We start from the raw sequence: 20,881 nt of genomic DNA on the forward strand, positions 1-20,881 counted from the left end.
ATGAAATACAGCATTCGTAACATATTAAATTCCCGTTCTAAAGCTAACGGGAATTTTTTTATGGAAATAACTAAGATTTTAGGACATAAACCTAAAAATACAAGTATTTACAAAAAAGCATTTACTCATCGTTCTATGAATATTAAGGACAGTGAAGGTAATGCTATTAATTATGAGCGTTTAGAGTTTTTGGGTGATGCCATGCTAAGTGCCGTTATTGCTTCGCATTTATATCTTGAAGTGCCAAGTGGCGACGAAGGCTATTTAACAAAAATGCGATCCAAAGTTGTCAGTAGAGAGCATTTAAATGAATTAGGAAAAGAACTCAATCTCTTATCATTAGTTGAAAGTAAAATTCCATCAGGTCAATTTGGTGAGAATATTCATGGAAACTTATTTGAAGCTTTGGTTGGAGCCATATTTTTAGATAGAGGTTATAAACATTGTGAAAAATTTATTTATAAAAGAGTCATTATTCCTTATGTAGATATAGAAACACTTGAGGGAAAGGTTATTAGTTATAAAAGTTTACTCATAGAATGGTGTCAGAAGGAGAAAAAAACCTTTGATTATAACGTTTATGAAGATACTGGTAATGATGATGTCAGACATTTTTCCGTTAAACTATCTATTGATGAAAAAGTAGTGTCTAAGGCCAGGGCTACTTCAAAAAAGAAGGCTGAAGAAAAAGCCTCTAAACGTGCTTTTTTTGCCTTTCAAAATAGAATTTCACAATTTAAATAAATGTGTTTTCCTTAAAAAACGTTGTTATATAAATTGTTTGCTACTATAACGTTTTAGTTACAAATTCTCTTAAGATTCCTATAAAGTTACAGCATCTATCTAATTTTAGATTATATTTACATCTTGTTTAATATAAGTTATGGCTGTACACAAACTTATTCTTAATGATATTTTTGATGAGGTATCCCATACTTTGATAGCTATACATTGTACAATAGAAGATTACCGTTTAGCATATCTTTTAAATAAAAACTTAAAGATTAGTTTAATAAGAAGGAAGCAAGACCTTGATTATTTTAATGGAAAATCCACCTATTCTATTTTTGAATGGGAAGATTGCAAACAACTAATCACATGGAGTTTAGTTTCTAATACCTGCAAAACTAAGGTATATCAAGAAGCAAATCATAACTCACTGTTTAGTACTGAAGAACAAGTCACTAAAATACATTATTTAATACCAGAATGTAAAAATGTTAATTATTTTTTGAAGATAGACGATGAATTTAAATTTAATGAAGAAAAACAGCTAATAAAAAGGATATTAGAAATACCTCAAATAGCAACAGCATATATTATAGACGGAAGTCAATTAAAATCAAAAGACAATTTAATTTTTAGCTAATGCCAGTAACAAAAAAAACCAAAATAGTAGCAACCCTTGGACCTGCTACAAGTACTAAAGAAGTTTTAAAGGGAATGCTTGAGCAAGGAGCAGATGTGTTCAGAATCAATTTTTCCCATGCCGATTATAAAGATGTTGCCGAACGTATTAAAATGATACGTGACCTTAATGAAGAGTTTGGATTTACAGCTGCTATTTTAGCAGATTTACAAGGTCCAAAACTTCGTGTAGGCGTTATGGAAGACGATATTTTTGTTGAGCCAGGAGATGAAATTATTTTTGCAACAGGAGAGCGATTTGTAGGAACCAAAGAACGTGTTTACATGACTTATGAAAGGTTTCCATTAGATGCTAAACCAGGTGAACGTATTCTTTTAGATGATGGAAAGTTGCATTTTGAAGTAGTTTCTACCAATAAAAAAGATGAGGTAAAAGCTGTGGTTGTGCAAGGAGGACCATTAAAATCAAAGAAAGGAGTAAACTTACCGAATACCGATATTTCTCAGCCAGCTCTTACAGAAAAAGACATTGAAGATGCTATTTTCGCTATCGGTCAAGAAGTAGATTGGATAGCTTTATCTTTTGTGCGTCATGCAGAAGATTTAATTCAACTTCGTGACTTAATTAATGAACACTCAGATCATAAAATACCAATTATAGCAAAAATTGAAAAACCAGAAGCTGTTGAAAATATTGATAAGATTGTAGCTTATTGCGATGGTTTAATGGTGGCTCGTGGCGATTTAGGTGTAGAAGTGCCTGCAGAGGAAGTGCCGCTTATTCAAAAGCAATTGGTATTACGAGCCAAAAAGGCCAGAATACCTGTTATTATTGCTACTCAAATGATGGAAACTATGATAAATAGTTTAACCCCAACTAGAGCAGAAGTTAATGACGTTGCCAACTCGGTTATGGATGGCGCTGATGCTGTTATGCTTTCTGGAGAAACTTCAGTAGGAGAATATCCTGTGCAAGTGATTAAGCAAATGGCAAATATTTTGAAAAATGTGGAAGATTCACCACTTATTAAAGTGCCACAATTACCACCACATATTCGTACTAATCGATATATAACAAAATCTATTTGTTACCATGCGGCTAATATGGCAAATGAAATTAATGCTAAAGCTATTTCAACTTTAACAAATAGTGGTTACACAGCATTTCAAATTTCTGCTTGGCGACCATCTGCACATATTTTAGTATTTACATCAAACAAGCGTATTTTAACTCGTCTTAGCTTGCTTTGGGGTGTTAAAGCTTTTCATTATGATAAGTTTGTAAGTACAGATGAAACAATTGAAGATGTGAATGCTATAGCTTGTAAAAAAGGTTATTTAGATGTTGGTGATATGCTAATTAGTTTAGCTGCAATGCCAATGAAAGATAAGGGAATGGTTAATACCTTAAGAGTTACAGAAATAGAAACTTGTAGTTTTTAATAAATAATTTTTCAACTTCTTATATACAAATAAAGCAGGCATAATTATTATGCCTGCTTTATTTATGTAATAATGTTCTAAGATATGTTGTTTTAGATAACTTAGTAGGCTCCTAAATAATAACTACCAGAAATAGTTTTTAACGTAGCACCTTTGTTGATTTCTTTTGTTAAGGTATTTATAACATAAATAGCACCTTCTTTACCTGAAGGAGTTAATGGCACATAAGCAGTATCTCCAACAAGACCAATATATTGGAACTGGCTTAATGTAGATTCTAAATCAACATCAGTTTCAACATCTGTAGATAATTTAACAGAATTTGAAGGTGTATTTAAATCAATTAAAGCAACGTATCCTCCGTCAACATCAGCTAATGTATACAATACAACACCTATTCCATTTTTAACATATCTCCAAGCTTTAATGGATGCTCCTGTAACACCTAATGCTGTGTTTAAATCAAAATGATAGCTTTGATCATAATCGTTAGTAGTACTACTAATACGAAGAATATCTGCACCAGATGTAGCAGTTGCTTGGTATACATGACCATCTGTACCAACATATTGTGTCATAGTACGGTATGAATTGTTAACTTCTGTTGAGTTAGTAGAAGTAATAACTTTAGGATTTTTTAATGAAGGATAGTCTAATACTAAGGTTTTTGTACCATCAATTTCACCATAAGGCCAAGTTGGTACACCATCTTCATCTAAAGTAGGGGTTGCTGAAGTGTCATATTTTCTTGTTCTACATCCAATAAAAATTTTAGTTTGGGCAGCGTTTAAGATAGGTACATCTACACGTCCTACATTGTAACCAGCTGCTTTTTCTTCATCTGTCCAAGGAAAATCAAATATCGCTGTGTTTATAATGGCAGTCTGATCTAAGTCTAATACGGCTATTTTAATTTCACTTTCAGCACTTAAAAAAGTGTAATTTCCATCTTCTCCTTCATATTCTACATCATATGAACTTGCATAAACACCAATCCCAAGCCCTTCAGCAGCTTTCATCCAACGAGGCGCTGTTCCTAAAATGGCAGCTGTATTCAATTCGTATCCTACTTCTTCAAAGTCTCCTCCTTCACCAACAAGATATTTGTTAAACACACCACCTTCGGTACCTGTATATTGTATGTTGTATAAGTATTTACCATCAGCAGAAGCTTGAACACGAGCAGTACGGCTAGATTTTAAACCAATACCTTCTACAAAGGCTCCATTTTCATATTTTAAAAGGTCTACAATATAATTTGGATCTTCTGCATTTTCTACGGTAATACCGTATGCACGAGTACCACCATTACCTCCAGTTCCATCATCGTCTGGGAATGATGCTGTTAACGTAATATACCGCGTTTCATCAACTGGATCTGGATCGGTTGTTCCTCCTGGTTGGTCATCATCATTACTACAACTGCTAAAAGCTATAGCTATACTTAATAATCCTATTTTAAATAGATTTTTTTTCATGATTAATTGATTTTGATTATAAAAATTTACTGATTATATAATTTAATTTGAAATAGATACCTCTACCTGGTTTTTGTATCGCAAAATTGTCATAGATTTCTGCGTTAAACAGGTTTTTTATATCTATACTTGCTACTAATTTTTGAGAAGGAAAACGATAACTTAGTCCGACATCATGTGAAACTTGACTAGGTGTTTTAGACCATTCTGGTTGCCCCCAAACCGTATAATATTCTCCCACAAAACCAATAGTGTAATATGTGTTTAAAATGGATTTTTTTTGAAAAATATTATTGAATCTATATTGTATATTTCCATTAATAGTAAAAAAGGGCTCATTGGGAACTTGTTGCCCAAATAGAGAATGCGCATTGTCGTTTTCATCGACTTCTTGTTTAAATACATTATTAAATTTTGAAAAATTTAAAGACGTATTTAATCTGTTGTTATAGATGTAGATAATTTCGGCTTCGAAACCTCGAGCTTGCGTTTTCCCAAGATTTACATAGCGAGTTACTTGAATATCTGCTTCTGCTTCTTCTTCAATTTCAGACTCAACAACAGCTTGTTGTGTAATTTTGTCATATCCATTACGCCAAAAAGCATTTGCATAAACCGAAACTTTATGCTTATTAAATTCTAAAGCTCCCAAACGAAAACCTAAATTATAATTAATGTTTTTTTCTGGACTTAATTGTGTATTTGGAAGAATATTAGTTTCTGGAGATCCATATAATTGTCGCTCACTAGGAGATACATATGAGTTTTCGGTAGATGCGATAATGTATAAATCGGAAACGGCATTATAAGATAAAGTTCCGCCATAACCAAAATTAGAGTTAGTTGAAACAGTATCATTTCTTACAATAGAATTCACACCATCGGTTGTCGTAATATCATATTCTGTTTGACTCGTATGATTGTATGTATATTTACCTAATAAATTGGTTTTTAGCTTTCTATTAAAGGTTTCTGCTTCATAATTAATAGAAATTATATTTTGAGATATTGTACTTACTGTGGCATAATCTTGATTTATTTCATTTAATAAATCATCATCTTCTCTATCTGTTGCTTCATACTTATGGTTTAAAGAAATACGATGACTATCAGCTATCATATAGCCCAAGTTTGAACGCATGTTAGTGATTTTTCTATCAGTATTAGTGATGGTTTTTTCTCCTTGTTGACCTCCTAATAATGTTTTAAGAGGAACTCTCTCCCCATATTCAATAACCTCTCTTGGTGTACCATCCCAATTATAGGCAATGCCAATGGTGTCTTGTAAAAAAGTACTGCGATAACTTCTTGCTGCATTAATTTTTAATGATAAATTTTCTGTTAGAAAATTGTTCTTACTATAATTAAGTAGAATTACACGAGCTTCAGTTTCATTAAATCTTCCTACATAAGGTACGGCCATAGTGGTACCATGCGGAATTTCTTTATAGTTGCTAGACCCATTATAGCCTATAAAAAATTGGTCTGCCCATTTTGTGTCAGTAAAACCAACTTCAAAACGTCCTCCTAATGATTTATAAATATTGTTGAAGCGTTTAGCACGATAAGGTCTGGTAATTTGTCCTAAGTAATTTACGTAAGTTGTAGATCTACCCCAAGTTTCATAATTGTTATCTGTATAGATATGAAAAGCCGACCCTCTAAAAGAAAGTCCCGTTTTCTTTTCACGAAGGGTAAGGCCAATATCAGATTGGGTTGTATTAAAAGAACCGTAAGATGTAGCCAATGTAATGTTATTTTGAGAGACATCTTTTTTCAATATCACATTAATAGCTCCTCCAGCATAATCTCCTGTTAAGTGTGATGGCAACACACCTTTATATACTTCAATACGTTCAATCATTGAGGTGGGTATATTGTTTAGATTGAAAGATTGACCGTAAGTAGAAATTTCTAAGCCATCAAGAAATATTCCAATAGTGCTACCAGACATCCCGTTTAGGTTATACTCTACATCAGAACCTATTCCTCCATTTTGTCTTATACGTACTCCAACAGATCTATCTAATAGCTCATTAGTTGTTAAATTTCTTAATGACGCTTCTTTTGTTTCTATAATGGATACCGCAAAACCGCCTTCTTCAATTTTTTTCTTAGCTGTTTTTGTTTTAACTAAAATTTCATCTAAATCTTGAAAATCAGTTAAGGTTAAGCTTGTATTTATTGTTTTTTGGCTTGAATTTAATATAACTTCAATAGTTTTTGGTTTGGCATTTAAGGAATAAATTTCCAAGGAGTATTTGCCATAAGGAATGGCTTTTAAAGAAAAGTCACCACCAACACCAGTTGAAGCTTCTTTTATAAATGAATTACCTTTTAAAGCAACATAAGCTCCTAAAACAGGATCGTTATTATCAAAGGTCACTACACCATTAATGCTTCCCGTTTGACTAAATACAGTCATGCTTAATAAAAACAATAAAATGACTGAATATTTTTTGGTTAGAAACATGTACAATTTTTTGTCAAAATTAATCTTATTTAGACTAAGTCCAAATAAATATAGAGGTTTTATTGAAAATTAAAGTTTTTGACAAAAAATTTATTAAATTGAAAGAAATAGCGTTTTAATATTGATTTATTTTAATAAAAATAAGATTATATTTAATTAATCTAAATAATAAGCTTGTTTATTATGCTATAAATTTGAAGTAATAGTGGTTAAAATCCGTTGTTTTTGTTGGGTAGTAATTGATTTTAAAGATAGAAGCTGTTGGATACCAGTTCAAAATTCAAACTTAAGCTGAACACTTACACTTTTTTGTTCTGATTTTTTTGATAATTCGATGTTTAAATTTGATATGGAAATCCCTAATAATCTAACGGAATTATTAAGTGTTTCTTGAAATAATAAGTCCTTAGCCGTTTCTAATAATATATTTCTATCACTAATAAAATAGGGTAAAGTTTTACTTCTAGTCTGTAAAGTAAAATCACTATATTTTATTTTTAAAGTCACTGTTTTACCTGCTACTTTGCTTTTGTTTAAACGCCGTGAAACTTCATTTGCTATTTGCTCTAATTTTTCAAGCATAAAAACTTCAGAAGATAGGTTTTCACTGAAAGTTCTTTCAGCGGCCAAACTTTTTCTAATACGATTAGGTTTTACTTCGCTGTTATGAATACCTCTAACCACGTGATAGTAATAATGTCCAGATTTTCCAAAATGCTTATCCAAATAATCTATAGATTTTTGTTTTAAATCTAAACCTGTAAAAATACCTTTTTGATACATTTTTTCAGCCGTTACTTTACCAACTCCATAAAATTTTCGGATATCTAGCTGTTCTAAAAAGGCAATAACTTCTTCTGGGTTTACCGTTTTTTGTCCATTTGGTTTATTATAATCACTCGCAACTTTAGCAATGAATTTATTAATTGAAATACCTGCAGACGCTGTTAAGCCTATTTCGTTAAGTATTCGTGCTCGAATTTCTTCAGCAATTTTTGAGGCGCTAGGGTTGCCTTTTTTATTTTTAGTAACATCTAAATAAGCTTCATCTAACGAAAGAGGTTCTACCAAATCTGTATAATCAAAAAATATTTTTCTAATTTTTTTAGAAATTTCAATATATCGGTCAAAGTTTGTTTTCACAAAAATTAAATCAGGACATAATTTTGCAGCCAAATTTCCAGACATGGCACTTTTAACTCCAAATTTTCTAGCTTCATAACTTGCAGCACTAATAACACCCCGTTTACCACCTCCACCAACAGCAATGGGTTTTCCTTTTAAATCAGGGTTGTCCATTTGTTCTACTGAAGCGTAAAACGCATCCATATCTATATGAATAATCTTTCTAATTGGTAAATCGGTTAGCATACTGTAAATTTAGGCATTAAATTAAATTGTTGATGATAGAAATAGAACGTAAATTTTTGGTAAATTCTAATGCGTTTAAAACAGAGGCTTTAAAAAAAACCAGAATTATACAAGGGTTTTTAAATACGGATAAATCTCGAACAGTTAGAGTTAGATTAAAAGGAGATAAAGGTTTTTTAACAATTAAAGGAATGTCGTCAAAGAATGGATTATCTAGATTTGAATGGGAAAAGGAAATTGACAAAATAGATGCTGAAGCTCTATTAAAACTCTGCGAACCAACAATTATTGATAAAGAACGTTATGAAGTAAAAGTAAAAAACCATACTTTTGAAATAGACATATTTTTTGGAGATAATGAAGGTTTAACCATTGCAGAAATTGAATTGGAATCTGAAAATGAAACTTTTGAAAAACCAAGTTGGTTAGGTGAAGAGGTAACAGGACAAATTCAATATTACAATTCACAATTAAGTAAAAAGCCTTTTAAAATATGGCATGGAATATAGTAATAAATAAACACTTAAGTATGAAAAAAGCGATTCTCGTATTACTCATAATCACCTGTGTATTTTCATGTAAAGATGAACCGAAAACATCGGTATCAGAAATGAATGAAGACCTACATGAAGCGATTGATGCAAAATCAGATTCTATCATTGAAGTTGTAAAAGCATCTGTAGAAAAATCAACAAAACAAATTAAAGCAGAATTAAAAGCCAAGGGGTTTAAAACTTTTGATTATGTTGATGAAGTAACACAGGACACTATTTTGATGCAGCAATATTTCATTGCCTTTTTAAAAGAAGGATCTATTCGACCCACTATTGAAGCAGAAGTTGAACAATTGCAACATGAGCATTTAGAGCATCTTACAAAAATGTATGAGTTAGGATATGCTGATATTTCTGGACCTTTTGCTGATGAAGGGAATCTTCGTGGTATCACTATTTACAATGTGCCTAACTTAAAAATGGCAGATAGTTTAGCAAAATCTGATCCCATGGTGCAAGCGGGTAGGCTTGAAGTTGAAGTACGTCCGTGGTGGGGAGCCAAAGGGTTTTCGTTAAGGTAATGTGGAGATTTATCAAAGCAGTATATTTTATTTTTAATGTAATAATCATTCTAACATTATTAATACTGCACTTTTATATAAAAGATAGCAGTTATTTTTCTTCATTGTATTTTTATCTGTTTGCATTGCCTGTTATAATTTTTATTGTATTAGCGCTTTCAGTTTTTCTCGGAAAAAAAGGAAAATATAATATAATATTAGCAGGGTTATTGTTTGTAATTTGGATTGGAAGAAGTTATAGTTTCAGTTTTGAAAAACCTATACTGAAATCAGATTTAGAAGTGGTATTTTGGAATGCTTATAGGAAAAATAATTTTGAAAAGGCTTTTATAGAGTATGAAAGCATCCCTGACGTTTTAGTTTTAACGGAATCCAATGAAAGTAACATAGCTTCTTTACAATTAAAATATCCTGATTTTCATTTTTATAAATCAGAAAGAGAGATTTGGATTTTTTCAAAAATGCCTATAGATATTATAAAAGAAGAAACTTCTAATTATAATTCTACGGTTATTATTTTTAAAACACATGGGATTAATTTTTATGCTGTTGATATGGTTGGAAGTGCTGATGTTCCTAGAAGTTGGGAGTATCAGTTTTTTAATTCAATAAGTAAAAATAAAGAGAAAGCTATAATTTTAGGAGATTTTAATATTCCGGTAGAATCTCTTTTTTTAAATGATTTAAAGAAAGAGTATAATTTTTATTTCACATCTAATGGAAATGGTTTTAGAGAAACTTGGTTTTGGAACATACCCCTTCTTTCCATAGACCAAATATGGGTTTCTAAAGATTTACAAATTGTAACATCAGAAATAATTAGGACATTTAAAAGCGATCATGCCATGATTAAAACCGTAGTTAGAAGATAACTATTCTAAAATTTCAAAAACTCGTTTTGCTTCATTACCAAATTCATCAACAACAGTAATTATATGTTTCCCTTGTTTTGGAATTATAGCCATGTCATGAAAATCTTTGGTGGTTCCAATATAAGTTTCATCAATATACCAAAATACCGTGCTTGCTGGTTTTGAATGTGCGATTTTTAAAATTAATTCATTGGTTTTTCCATTAAAATCTTTAGGTAAGAAAATGCTATTGTGGTCGTTGGGATAAATAAACTCGATAGAAACTCTATTTTCACTTAAACAGTCACTTCTAAATTTTGGAAGTGGTTTATAAAACGGATTTTTAGTTTTATAATAATATGCCATTAATGGGGGCAATATAAACCACGATTTATGTGTTATATTATTTAAATCTTCACAGGAGGTATTTACTTGAAAGCTCTCATTTTTATTAAGATGAATTAAAACGTGATACGGACAAGGTTTTGTTTTTAGTCCACTAATTTGAATAAACGTTTCTTCAATATCATTACAATTTGGTGACGCTCTATGACCACTTTGTTTACAAATTGTAATTTTTTTCATTTCATCAAATGGTTTTGTAAACCATTTGCTATTTGGAAGTAAATCAAACACGTCAAACAAAATGGGAGCAGCTGTTTGAATACCTACCAAACCAGGACGCCCCTCTCCATCGGCATTACCCACCCAAACACCAACTACATAATCTTTGGTAGTACCAATGGCCCAAGCATCTCGAAACCCAAAGCTGGTACCTGTTTTCCAAGCTATTTGTTTTGAACCATCAAAAAATTCCCAATTTTCATTGTTTTCAGGACGATTGACTTTTTTTAAGCTTTCATAAGTTAAGTAAATGGAAGCAGCGTCAAAAAGAGTTTTGTCTTTTGTTTTTTCACCAAAATCTACTTTTTCTGAAGCAAAAAAAGTCGGTTCACAAAATTCATTTGAAAAATACTCGCTTGAGGTTTCAGAAAAATGATTTAAGCTTGAAGATAGTGACGCATAACTTTTGCACAAATCCCACAAATTACTTTCAGCACCACCAAGAATGAGAGATAAACCATAATGATTGGGCTCATATTTTAAGTTTTTAAGCTGAAGTGTTTTTAAGTAATGATGAAACCTATCTAGACCAAACTCTTGCAACATCTTAACGGCAGGGATATTTAATGAGCGAGACAACGCACGACTTGCAGGGATAGCTCCATCATAGGTTTTGTTATAGTTCTCAGGTGTGTAATTTCCTAATTGCGTAGGGACATCTGGAATTAAGGTATTAGGAAGTAAGTCGCCAGCATCTAACATGGCGGCATATAAAAAAGGTTTTAAAATACTCCCTGTACTTCGTGGTTTATCAATAATATCTACGTCTTTTTGATGGGCTTTGTCGGTTGGTGTATTGCCAACGTAAGTTATAACTTGTCTAGATTTTACATCCAAAATCAAAACGGCAGCGTTATATATTTCATTTTGCTTTAATTGATAATAATGGTTTTTTACAATGTAATTTGTGCGTTCTTGGAGGGTTTTGTCAATAGTAGTTTGTTTGTGTTTTCCGTAATATAATTGTGCTATTTTTTGTAATAAATGAGGTGCTGTTTGAGGTAATGGATAAGGTTTTTGAGGTAAATTTTCAGCAATGGATAAGTTATAAGTAAGGGTGTCAATTATTGAATTATCTAAAATTTTTTTTAGAAGTCTATTTCGTTTTTTTAGTAGACGTTCTTGATTTCTTCCCGGGTAAATTAAACTGGGCGCATTTGGTAAAACAGCTAATGTGGCACTTTCTGCCCAGGAGAGTTCGTTAGCATTTCTATTAAAATAACGCCATGCCGCCGCATCAAGCCCTACCACATTTCCCCCAAAAGGGGCATTATTAGAATAATAAGATAGAATTTGGTCCTTTGAATATCGAAATTCCAAACGGGTAGCAAGAATGATTTCCTTGATTTTTTCGAAATAAGTCCTTGATTGTCCTTTTCTAGAAAGACGAATTACTTGTTGAGTTAAAGTGCTACCTCCTCGTTTAATAGCATCAGATTTTAAATTTTCATGTAAAGCTTTAAAAATAGAAATAGGATTAAAACCAGGATGCTTATAAAAATAAGCATCTTCAAACAGAAGAATACAGGTTTTAAATTTCTCAGGAATAGTATCATTATGAGGAAAGCGCCATTGCCCATCGCTTGCTATTAGTGCGCCTAATAACTCATTGTTTTTACTTGTGATAACGGTTGCGGTAGGCTCTTCAAAAAGCTGATTTGGCAAACAAAAATAATAGACAATTAAAATCAGAGCAATAATTGCTGATTTAATTTTATGGTATTTTATGTAGTCTATTATGAGTTTCAACGTATGTTATAAAGTGTCCTACTTATTTTGTAACGACAATTTTTAATTTTATTTTTCAACGACAATCCATTTTCCTTTAGTTCTCACTAAAAACTCATTATCATACATGGCTTCTGCTTGAATGCCATATAGATAATAGGTTCCTAAATAAGAGGCATTCAACATCACATTGAAAGTTTTAGTGCTATGTTTTCCTTTTGCTGGCAAATCAAAATAGAAATTTACGCGGTCATCTCTAACATCCGTAAAACGTGATTGGCTGGTTGTATTATCTCCAAAATTTGTAAAACGAGTATTAACTATTTCCCATCCTGATGGAAAAATTTGAGTTAACGCCACATCATTAACCGGCGTATTTTTCAAATTACTAACGCTTACTGTTGCTATAAAATCTTGACCTTGTTGTAGTTTAGAAACATCTATTTTATTTCCTGTTAAATCCTGGTATTGTACCAGAATGCTTAAGCCACGTTGTTCTTCCAATTCTTCGCCTAAAGGTAATTTTCCTGAATTTAAAACACGTACATAAACTACATTGTCTCTTTCATTTTTAAAAGTTATGGTATTTGTGTCTTTAATAATTTTTAAATCACGTTGTGCCATGGCTTTTTTAGAATCAATAGATTCTGTTTTTCCGTTTAGGGTATAATTTATTTTTAGTGCTTTTCCACCATTGGCTTCTACCATTTTTGCTATAGCTAATAAACTGTAAGCCGTAGTTTGAGTGCTCATCCATTTTGAACTTGATAAATCTTTGGCAATATCTTCTGCTAATTCTCGCATTTTGGAATTTTTGGTAAGTACCATTGTTTCCAATGCCATAGCACGATTTCTGTCTACAGAGCCATAGGTGTAATAATTATATTTTGGTGGCTGAAAATTTATATTGGCTGATTCCAAAATTTGATTGCTCGCTTCTGCTTGTCCTGCTAAAGCATAAGCTGCTGCTAATCGCCATTTAGCTTCGTTAGATATTTCTGAAAACTCACGCAAACGGTTCATACTTGATAAATCTGCATTTCCTGCTAAAGCCAAAGTATATAATCTATAAGCTTGTGTTAAGTCGGCATTATAAGTTCTATAACTTGGTCGCCAATCCCTAGCAGCTTGTTTTTGGTAAGCAATCCAATTACTTTTAAAAGTCAGTGGTAATACAAAACCTTTCTTTTCGGCTTCTATCATAAAATGCCCAGCATAACTGGTACTCCAATCATTTGTAGTATTCTCGCCTATCCAATAACTGAGTCCGCCATTGGGCATTTGAAAAAGTCCTAAACGTTTAATGCCATTTTCAATATTTTTCTGAATGGCTTGTTTTTTACCATTGGATAAATTGAAAATATCATTTAAAAATAACTGAGGGAACACACTTGATGTAGTTTGCTCTAAACAACCATGTGGATACTGAATTAAATACTGTAATCTACGTGAAAAATCCATAGGTGGTAAGGTTGAAAATTCTACCGTTGCTGAATTTGTTCCAGCAACTCCAAAGGTTGAAAATTCTAAAGTTTCAGAGGTGTTTGGAGCTAAGGTTTTATCCAAGACTTTAGAGGAAATTGGATTTGGATTTACCACATTTAATTCAACTTTATAAGTTGCTTTTTCGCCATTTCCTAAGGCAATAACTTCTAGTGTACGGGTACCTTTTGCTTTACTTACGTCTAATTCAAAATAGGTCATTTGTTCATTAGGTTTTGTAAACGTAAGAGATTTTGAAGCATCACCAATAACTGAAATTCCAGCATCCAATTTTAAATTAATAGTTACATTTTTTACTTTTGGTTCCATGGCAAAAACAGTTACAGGCAGTGTCACTTTTTCGCCAGGACTTAATTTCCGAGGAAGTGAGGCTAAAACCATCAATGGCTTTTTAACTTCCACTGATTTTTCGGTGCTCCCGTAGGCTTCTTTTTCGTTGTCGCCAGCTACTACCATGGTTCGCACGGCTCCAATGTAATTCGGTAATTTAATTTGATGGGTTTTGGTTTGTCCGGCATCCAATTTGAAAGGGCCTAAATAAGTGACCACTGGTTTAAAACGATTGGCTTTTTTGTTTTTTCCAGCCAATGCACTGCCATCGCCTCCAATGGCAAATACTTGGTCTATACTTCCGGAATACGCTCCAATAACATCATCAAAAACATCCCAGGTTTTTACGCCTAAAGCTTCTCGTTTGTAAAACTCATCCCAAGCATTTGGAGTTTTAAAACGTGTTAAATCTAATAAGCCTTCCTCAACAACCGCAATGGTGTAGGTCATGGCATTTTTATTTTTTTCAGAAACTTGCACCTCAAAACGTTGCTCTGGTTGTAATACATTAGGCATTTTTAGTTGAGGTTCTAATTTGGTATTTGGGTCTTCTACCATAATGGGAATAACGCCGTACAAACGAATTGGCAAATCGTTAGCTGTGATGGCATGTGGTTGCAATAATGAAATGTTTACAAATACATTGGGCGCCATGTCTTTGGTTAATGGAATATCAACCACGGTTTCGCCTTTAGTGGTTTTTACCCATTTATAATCCAATACTTCTGTACCATTTTCAATACTGACTAAAGCGCGTCCTTCGCTTCCTGATTGAAAGGTTACTTTAGCAATTTCTCCGACATTATAGTTTTCTTTATCGGCAGAGAAGACTAGCATTTTAGCAGCCTCTTTATCTTTAGAGGTACTATTAGACCACCAATTTTTATAGAAATATGCCGTTCTTCCTGTGGCGTGATCACCTATTGGGTCTATCACTCGAATTAAATATCTGCCTCGGTCATTTTCTGGAACGTTGATGTTAAAACTCGCTTTACCATTGGCATCCGTATTTATTTTTGAAGTGGTGTACGGTCTGTGGTAATTGCTGGACACGTAATTCGATAAATTGTCATAAGATGAATTCCACCACCAACGCCATTCAATTTTATAGATTTTTACTTCTAGATTGTTGCGCTTTATGGGCTTTCCGTTGGCATCAACCACCACCACATTAAATGTTTGGTTTTCGTCTGTAAAAAAGGAGCCGTAGTCATTGCCTTTTGGCGATTTTAACCCAACGAAAGATTCGTAAGGCGCATATTGCTTGGTAAAGGCATCTATGGAAAAATCGCCACCATTTTCAAAAGCACGAACTAAAAATTGAACATTCAGCATGCCAGGCGCATTGTTTTTAACTTGCAGTTTATTGTTGATAGTGGCTAAACCTTCCTCATTTACTTTGCCTTCAAACACATTGATTTCTTCGGCTTCAAACTGACTGGTTGGATCATTAAAAACATAATCCTTATAGTTTTTAAAACCAGTATTTGAAGCGCTGAACTTGGCTTTAATTTCTGCTTTTAAATTTTTTCCGGGAATGCCGTGTAACCATTTTACATCCAAAGTACCTTTTAGGGGTGCTTTACTGGTAAGAATTTCATTTTCAAAATCGACCTTAATTTTTAAGCGATTGGGTTTTACAGTTTCAATTTTTAAACCTTTATAAAACGTAGCACCACCAACCGAAACCTTAGCGTTATAGTTTCCTGTTTTATCTTCAGTAGATGTGGGAACTGTAAATTTGAAGAAGTTATTCAGTTGGTCTGAAGTCAAATTTTTATAAATTAATTTGCCGTTGGGGTCAGTAATTTCCATTTTTACTGGATGCTCTTTGGGGAGTTTGTTTGTGGCATCGTTCAGCATAAATGTTAAATGCAAGGTGTCTCCTGGTCGCCAAACACCACGTTCTCCATAAATGTAACCTTTCAGCCCACGTTGTAAACGGTTTCCAGACACATCAAATTTGCTTAATGATAGCGAATTGCCATCAGCCAATTTTATGTAGGTTTTATTAGTTCCTTTTGAAACAATGGCAAAGGCCGCGTTTTTATTTAAATCGATTAAGGTCAATCCTTCTTCATCGGTGGCTCTACTTGCTAATTCTTGTTGCTGGAAATTATAAAGTGTTACCGTTGCATTGGCCTCTGGATTGGTGTTTAAAATATTGGTGACTGCAAAATAATAGGAGTTATTAGCACCTTGTTTGGCAATAACCCCTAAATTGGAAGCTAATAAATTTTGTGATACGATTTTATTTTCTCCATAATAAGCATCGTGGCAAGGATTGTTTTCTTCACGCCAATTGTAGTTGTAGTTTTTATAGCGGTAGGCTAAATTATCCCAATAGGCCTCTTCTCGTAATTCTTCATCTTCAGAATCAAAGTCAAACGTGTCATTTTCATAATAATCGTCTTCGTAATACTCATCATAATCATCATTTTCTGAATTTGAAACACTTGGATTGGCTTCGCAATTGTATAACGAATAACTTCTATTAAAACTTAATTCCACGCGATAAATAGCACCAGCATCGGCTTTGAAAAACTTAGATAAATCAATACTATAGGCTTTCCATTTTCCTGTATTTTCTGCTGGAGTTTGTAATTGTATGGTTTGTTTTGCAATGCGTCTACCTACTTTTTTAATATCGTTATTGTATTGGTCTGACAAATTATTGTCCTGTAAAAATTGGAGGATATTATTTTGAAAAACCTTAATAATTCGCACATCTACGGCACTTAAATTAACGGCTTCAAAATTGAATTTTAATTCTTGGGAATTTGGTAAAATACTCCCATTACTAATCAATTTAACTTGAGGTTTCAGTTCTTCAAAAGCAATAGTTTCAGAAAATGGTTTTTTAAGTTTAAAACCATCGGTATTTGATATGCCTTGAAAAACATCTACTAAAACATTTCCAACCAATTTGCTGTCTGGATATACTTTCAGCACATTGCCATCCACAATGTATTTTGGTTTTTTTACATTTTGAATCGTGACCAAACCATCAAAATTTTGTTGTTTTTTTAAAGGGTCTGAAAAGTTGATAGATAGAAATTGTTCGGGAGATTGTATTACATCCACATCTACAATTGTGAAATTGTTAATACCTGGAATTGTGATTTTATTTTCGCCTTTATTGTTTACTTTAATTGATTTTCCATCCCATTTTATAAGTAGCTCGCTATCATCTATTAACCTATTAATGCTGTCAATTTTAAATTCAAAATATTTGGAAGATTTATTTGCTTCATTAAAAACTATAGATAATTTTTTGTCATTTTGATAAGCTTCTACCAAGGTTTTAGCATCTTCAAGGGTAATAACATCGGCAGATTTTATAACACTTTCAAGGTATTGCCATGGTTTACTGTAAGATTGTAAATGGCTGGTTTCAACATCAAAATTGGGCGTTATGGTTTTAAATTGAAAGGTGTATTTTTTAAAGCCATCGGGTATGTTTTTATATATGTCGTCTAACTGTACTGTTACCGTATATTCTGTGTCAGGTTTCAAATATTCATCGGGCGTAAATAGTAATGTATGTTTGTTTCCAACTGTCAGTTTGCCTTCTACGAAAGGGGCTATATTAACTATTTTGTCAGTGATTTCTTGGCTTATTACCCAACCTTCAATTTCAGTTGCTAAACTAATCTGAATGGGACTTGCTATAGAATTGATTCCAGAAGTGGTATAGTTGATATAATCTTTAAATTTGAACAGATTATCGGTTTCTATAGACTTTTTTTTGCAGGCAACGGCTAATGTGAAAATCAATACAAAAGCAAAGAAATTTTTGAATGGCATGAATTGATGAATTTAAGTGAAAATAAATAACAAATTGAAATATAGGTTGTTTCTTGTTAATAAATTTACGTTTGAATCTTGATGTTTGAGTTTCAGTTGAATGTTAATTTGTTCATAAAGTTAATTTTTATAAATCACAAAGATTCAATTTGGAAAAGATATTTATAACTAATTTGTTTGGATGGTGTAATTCGTAATATAAAAGAATATAAAGAATCAAGCTTTTGACTTTGTTCACGACAAATCCTTTATTTAAATACGAGTATTATTCACCGTTTGATAAGTTACAAAATTAAGTCTAAAGCTTTCGCTATATTTGTTTTTTAGAGAATGTATTGATTGAAAAAACCTAAATGTCCAAAAATATTGAACTTGAATTAGCTTGGGATTTTGTTGAAAAAACAGATAGAAATGTGTTTTTAACAGGAAAAGCAGGTACTGGAAAAACCACTTTTTTACACAATTTAAAAGAAAAATCTTTCAAAAGATTGGTGGTTGTGGCTCCTACAGGTGTTGCTGCCATTAATGCCAAAGGGGTTACCATTCATTCGTTTTTCCAAATGGCTTTTGGCCCAATTTTACCAGAAGGCGTAGAGGTTTCAAATTCAGATTCTAAATTTCAGAGAAAATTCAATAAAAACAAAATTGATATTATCAAATCTTTGGATTTACTGATTATTGATGAAATTAGTATGGTACGAGCTGATTTATTGGATGGTATCGATCAAGTTTTGAGACGCTATAAAGATCGAACGAAGGTTTTTGGAGGAGTGCAGGTGTTGATGATTGGAGATTTGCAACAGTTGTCGCCTGTGATAAAAGATGATGAGTGGCAACTGCTGAAACCATATTATGAAACGCCATATTTTTTTAGTAGTCAGGTTTTTAAGAATTGTAATGCCATCAGTGTGGAGTTAAAACATATTTATAGACAAGATAATGATGTGTTTATTAAAATTCTAAATGAAATTAGAAACAATAAGCTTACAAGTCAATCAGCTGATGAGTTGAATAAAAGATACCTCCCCAATTTTGTACCCCATGAAGATGATGGTTATATAACATTAACCACTCATAATAGTAGAGCCAACCACATGAATCAAATAGAGTTGGAAAGAATTAAAGAAGAATCGTCTGTTTATAAGGCAGTAGTAGACGGTAAATTTCCAGAATATTCGTTTCCAACTTATGAAAAACTGGAGCTTAAAAAAGGGGCTCAGGTCATGTTTGTGAAAAATGACAGTGACCCCGAAAAACGTTATTTCAATGGGAAAATAGGCAAGGTGATTCATTTGGACAAAGATGAAATAACTGTGCATTGTCCAGATGATGAATATAATATTATAGTAACACCTGAAAAATGGGAGAATATTAGTTATACTATCAATTCAGAAACCAAAGAAATTACCGAAAAATTAAATGGTTCTTTTTTGCAAATGCCCTTGCGTTTGGCTTGGGCCATAACCATTCATAAAAGTCAGGGACTTACGTTTGATAAAGCCATTATTGATGCCCAAGCATCTTTTGCACATGGGCAAACTTATGTTGCGTTAAGCAGATGCCGAACACTGGATGGTATTGTTTTAAAAAATCCTATAAATGTCAATAGCATTATTAATGATGCTCGGGTTACCACATTTAACGAAAATGTAGAAAATAACCCTCCAAATATTGAAATTTTAAATGAATCTCAAAAAGCCTATCAAATTAATTTAATTCAAGAATTGTTTAGTTTTTATGGGTTTTTGTATCCAGTGAATCGGTTGACAGATATTTATTATAAGAATTCGGGCAGCATCAAAGGGAATATGTTACCACCTATAGAAACCCTTAAAGAAAGTATTACAAATTTTTTAAAAGTGAATGCTGGTTTTATAGCGCAATTAAAAAAAATAAGTCAAGATGTTGCCAAATTTGAAACAGACCCCACTATTCAAGAGCGTATTCAAAAGGCATTAGACTATTTTATGGAATATACTAGAGAAAAAATTAAAACACCTTATTTAGCCTTAACATTTGCTACGGAAAACAAGGAAATTGATAAGGATATCAATAAACAGTTAGATAGTATTGAGGAGCAGTTGATGGTAAAACTGCATTGTTTTAACGGTTTGAAAGGTGAATATTCTAGTTTAAAATATCTGGAGCTGCGTGCCAAAGCCAAGTTTCAACAAGAGCGAAAGTCCACTATAAAGAAACCACAGCATGCTGACACTACGAAGCACCCTGTTTTATTTGAACAATTACGGGAGATGCGAGGCAATTTTGCCGATGAAGAAGATGTACCACATTATGTTATTTTTAATCAAAACTCCTTGTATGGCATGTGTGAAATGCTTCCATTAACTCAAAAACAACTGAAAGCTGTTAACGGTATGGGGAAAGTACGCGTAGAAAAATATGGTGAGGCCATTTTAGAAATTATCAATGCCTATTGCACAAAAAACAACCTAGAACCTAAGGCATCTCTTTTCGCAGAAAAAGAAGAAAAAGAAGAAAAATCTAAAAAGAAGGATACCAAATTAGTATCTCTTGAACTTTTTAAAAATGGTTTGTCAGTTTTTGAGATTGCTAAAGAACGGAGTCTTACTGTGGGTACTATCAGCAATCATTTAGCTTATTTTATTCCAACTGGAGAAATAAAAATTATAGATTTAATGTCTGAAGAAAAATATCTTGAACTTAAAGATATTTTGGAAAAAACGAAGTTTGAAAACCTTTCAGAACTTAAAAGTAAAATAGATGATAAATTTACATACGAGGAAATACGTTTGGTTACAAAAAATTTAAATACTTAAAAAATTAAGTATCCCAATTAAACTATTTATGT

At 32.4% G+C, this 20,881-nt stretch carries 12 protein-coding genes; 7 read left to right on the forward strand and 5 right to left on the reverse strand.

Translation table 11 applies throughout. The features are described 5' to 3' along the window. The 3 genes from rnc (at nt 1) to pyk (ending at nt 2,811) form a co-directional block, all read left to right on the forward strand. A complete protein-coding gene (gene rnc, locus APS56_RS11425) occupies nt 1-744 on the forward strand; it encodes a ribonuclease III (protein ID WP_054728209.1) in 744 nt (247 codons plus the stop codon). Nucleotides 745-883: 139 nt separating this feature from the next. Further along, complete coding sequence (locus APS56_RS11430; protein ID WP_054728211.1) at nt 884-1,369, forward strand: IPExxxVDY family protein; 486 nt, start codon at nt 884-886, stop codon at nt 1,367-1,369. Beyond that, nucleotides 1,369-2,811 (forward strand): pyruvate kinase, encoded by a 1,443-nt coding sequence (gene pyk, locus APS56_RS11435; RefSeq protein WP_054728213.1) that lies wholly within the window; start codon nt 1,369-1,371, stop codon nt 2,809-2,811. The genes APS56_RS11430 and pyk overlap by 1 nt, the downstream gene beginning before the upstream one ends. 101 nt (nt 2,812-2,912) lie before the next feature. Here pyk and APS56_RS11440 read toward each other — a convergent pair whose 3' ends face one another. The 3 genes from APS56_RS11440 to dinB form a co-directional block, all read right to left on the reverse strand. After that, a complete protein-coding gene (locus tag APS56_RS11440) occupies nt 2,913-4,289 on the reverse strand; it encodes a DUF4374 domain-containing protein (RefSeq protein WP_054728215.1) in 1,377 nt (458 codons plus the stop codon). Nucleotides 4,290-4,305: 16 nt separating this feature from the next. Then, nucleotides 4,306-6,762, reverse strand: coding sequence for a TonB-dependent receptor (locus tag APS56_RS11445; RefSeq protein ID WP_054728217.1), 2,457 nt, complete (start codon nt 6,760-6,762; stop codon nt 4,306-4,308). 273 nt (nt 6,763-7,035) lie between these two features. Further along, nucleotides 7,036-8,133, reverse strand: coding sequence for a DNA polymerase IV (dinB, locus tag APS56_RS11450; RefSeq protein ID WP_054728220.1), 1,098 nt, complete (start codon nt 8,131-8,133; stop codon nt 7,036-7,038). Between the two features lie 32 nt (nt 8,134-8,165). On the opposite strand from dinB, the gene APS56_RS11455 reads away from it, so the two are divergent. The 3 genes from APS56_RS11455 (at nt 8,166) to APS56_RS11465 (ending at nt 10,080) form a co-directional block, all read left to right on the forward strand. Next, on the forward strand, nt 8,166-8,642 hold the full coding sequence (locus APS56_RS11455) for a CYTH domain-containing protein (protein ID WP_054728221.1): 477 nt from the start codon (nt 8,166-8,168) through the stop codon (nt 8,640-8,642). 20 nt (nt 8,643-8,662) lie between these two features. Continuing rightward, nucleotides 8,663-9,208, forward strand: a complete 546-nt coding sequence (locus APS56_RS11460; protein WP_054731360.1) for a YciI family protein — start codon at nt 8,663-8,665, stop codon at nt 9,206-9,208. A gap of 125 nt (nt 9,209-9,333) precedes the next feature. Beyond that, nucleotides 9,334-10,080: an endonuclease/exonuclease/phosphatase family protein gene (locus tag APS56_RS11465; protein ID WP_157757660.1), complete on the forward strand. Its 747-nt coding sequence runs from the start codon at nt 9,334-9,336 to the stop codon at nt 10,078-10,080. On the opposite strand, the gene pbpC is transcribed toward APS56_RS11465, so the two are convergent. Further along, nucleotides 10,081-12,432 (reverse strand): penicillin-binding protein 1C, encoded by a 2,352-nt coding sequence (gene pbpC / locus APS56_RS11470; RefSeq protein WP_054728225.1) that lies wholly within the window; start codon nt 12,430-12,432, stop codon nt 10,081-10,083. A gap of 48 nt (nt 12,433-12,480) precedes the next feature. Beyond that, a complete protein-coding gene (locus tag APS56_RS11475; RefSeq protein WP_054728226.1) occupies nt 12,481-18,051 on the reverse strand; it encodes an alpha-2-macroglobulin family protein in 5,571 nt (1,856 codons plus the stop codon). Nucleotides 18,052-18,404: 353 nt separating this feature from the next. Here APS56_RS11475 and APS56_RS11480 point away from each other — a divergent pair, with 353 nt between their 5' ends. Beyond that, nucleotides 18,405-20,849: a helix-turn-helix domain-containing protein gene (locus APS56_RS11480; RefSeq protein ID WP_054728228.1), complete on the forward strand. Its 2,445-nt coding sequence runs from the start codon at nt 18,405-18,407 to the stop codon at nt 20,847-20,849. Nucleotides 20,850-20,881: the final 32 nt, after the last annotated feature.

It is taken from the genome of Pseudalgibacter alginicilyticus (assembly GCF_001310225.1).
In the GTDB taxonomy this organism is placed as follows: domain Bacteria; phylum Bacteroidota; class Bacteroidia; order Flavobacteriales; family Flavobacteriaceae; genus Pseudalgibacter; species Pseudalgibacter alginicilyticus.

Coding starts and splice junctions, on each gene's coding strand:
- pyk (WP_054728213.1), top strand. CDS start 1,369: ATGCCAGTAACAAAAAAAACCAAAATAGTAGCAACCCTTGGACCTGCT.
- APS56_RS11460 (WP_054731360.1), top strand. CDS start 8,663: ATGAAAAAAGCGATTCTCGTATTACTCATAATCACCTGTGTATTTTCA.
- APS56_RS11455 (WP_054728221.1), top strand. CDS start 8,166: ATGATAGAAATAGAACGTAAATTTTTGGTAAATTCTAATGCGTTTAAA.
- APS56_RS11475 (WP_054728226.1), bottom strand. CDS start 18,051: ATGCCATTCAAAAATTTCTTTGCTTTTGTATTGATTTTCACATTAGCC.
- APS56_RS11445 (WP_054728217.1), bottom strand. CDS start 6,762: ATGTTTCTAACCAAAAAATATTCAGTCATTTTATTGTTTTTATTAAGC.
- APS56_RS11430 (WP_054728211.1), top strand. CDS start 884: ATGGCTGTACACAAACTTATTCTTAATGATATTTTTGATGAGGTATCC.
- APS56_RS11440 (WP_054728215.1), bottom strand. CDS start 4,289: ATGAAAAAAAATCTATTTAAAATAGGATTATTAAGTATAGCTATAGCT.
- APS56_RS11480 (WP_054728228.1), top strand. CDS start 18,405: ATGTCCAAAAATATTGAACTTGAATTAGCTTGGGATTTTGTTGAAAAA.
- rnc (WP_054728209.1), top strand. CDS start 1: ATGAAATACAGCATTCGTAACATATTAAATTCCCGTTCTAAAGCTAAC.
- dinB (WP_054728220.1), bottom strand. CDS start 8,133: ATGCTAACCGATTTACCAATTAGAAAGATTATTCATATAGATATGGAT.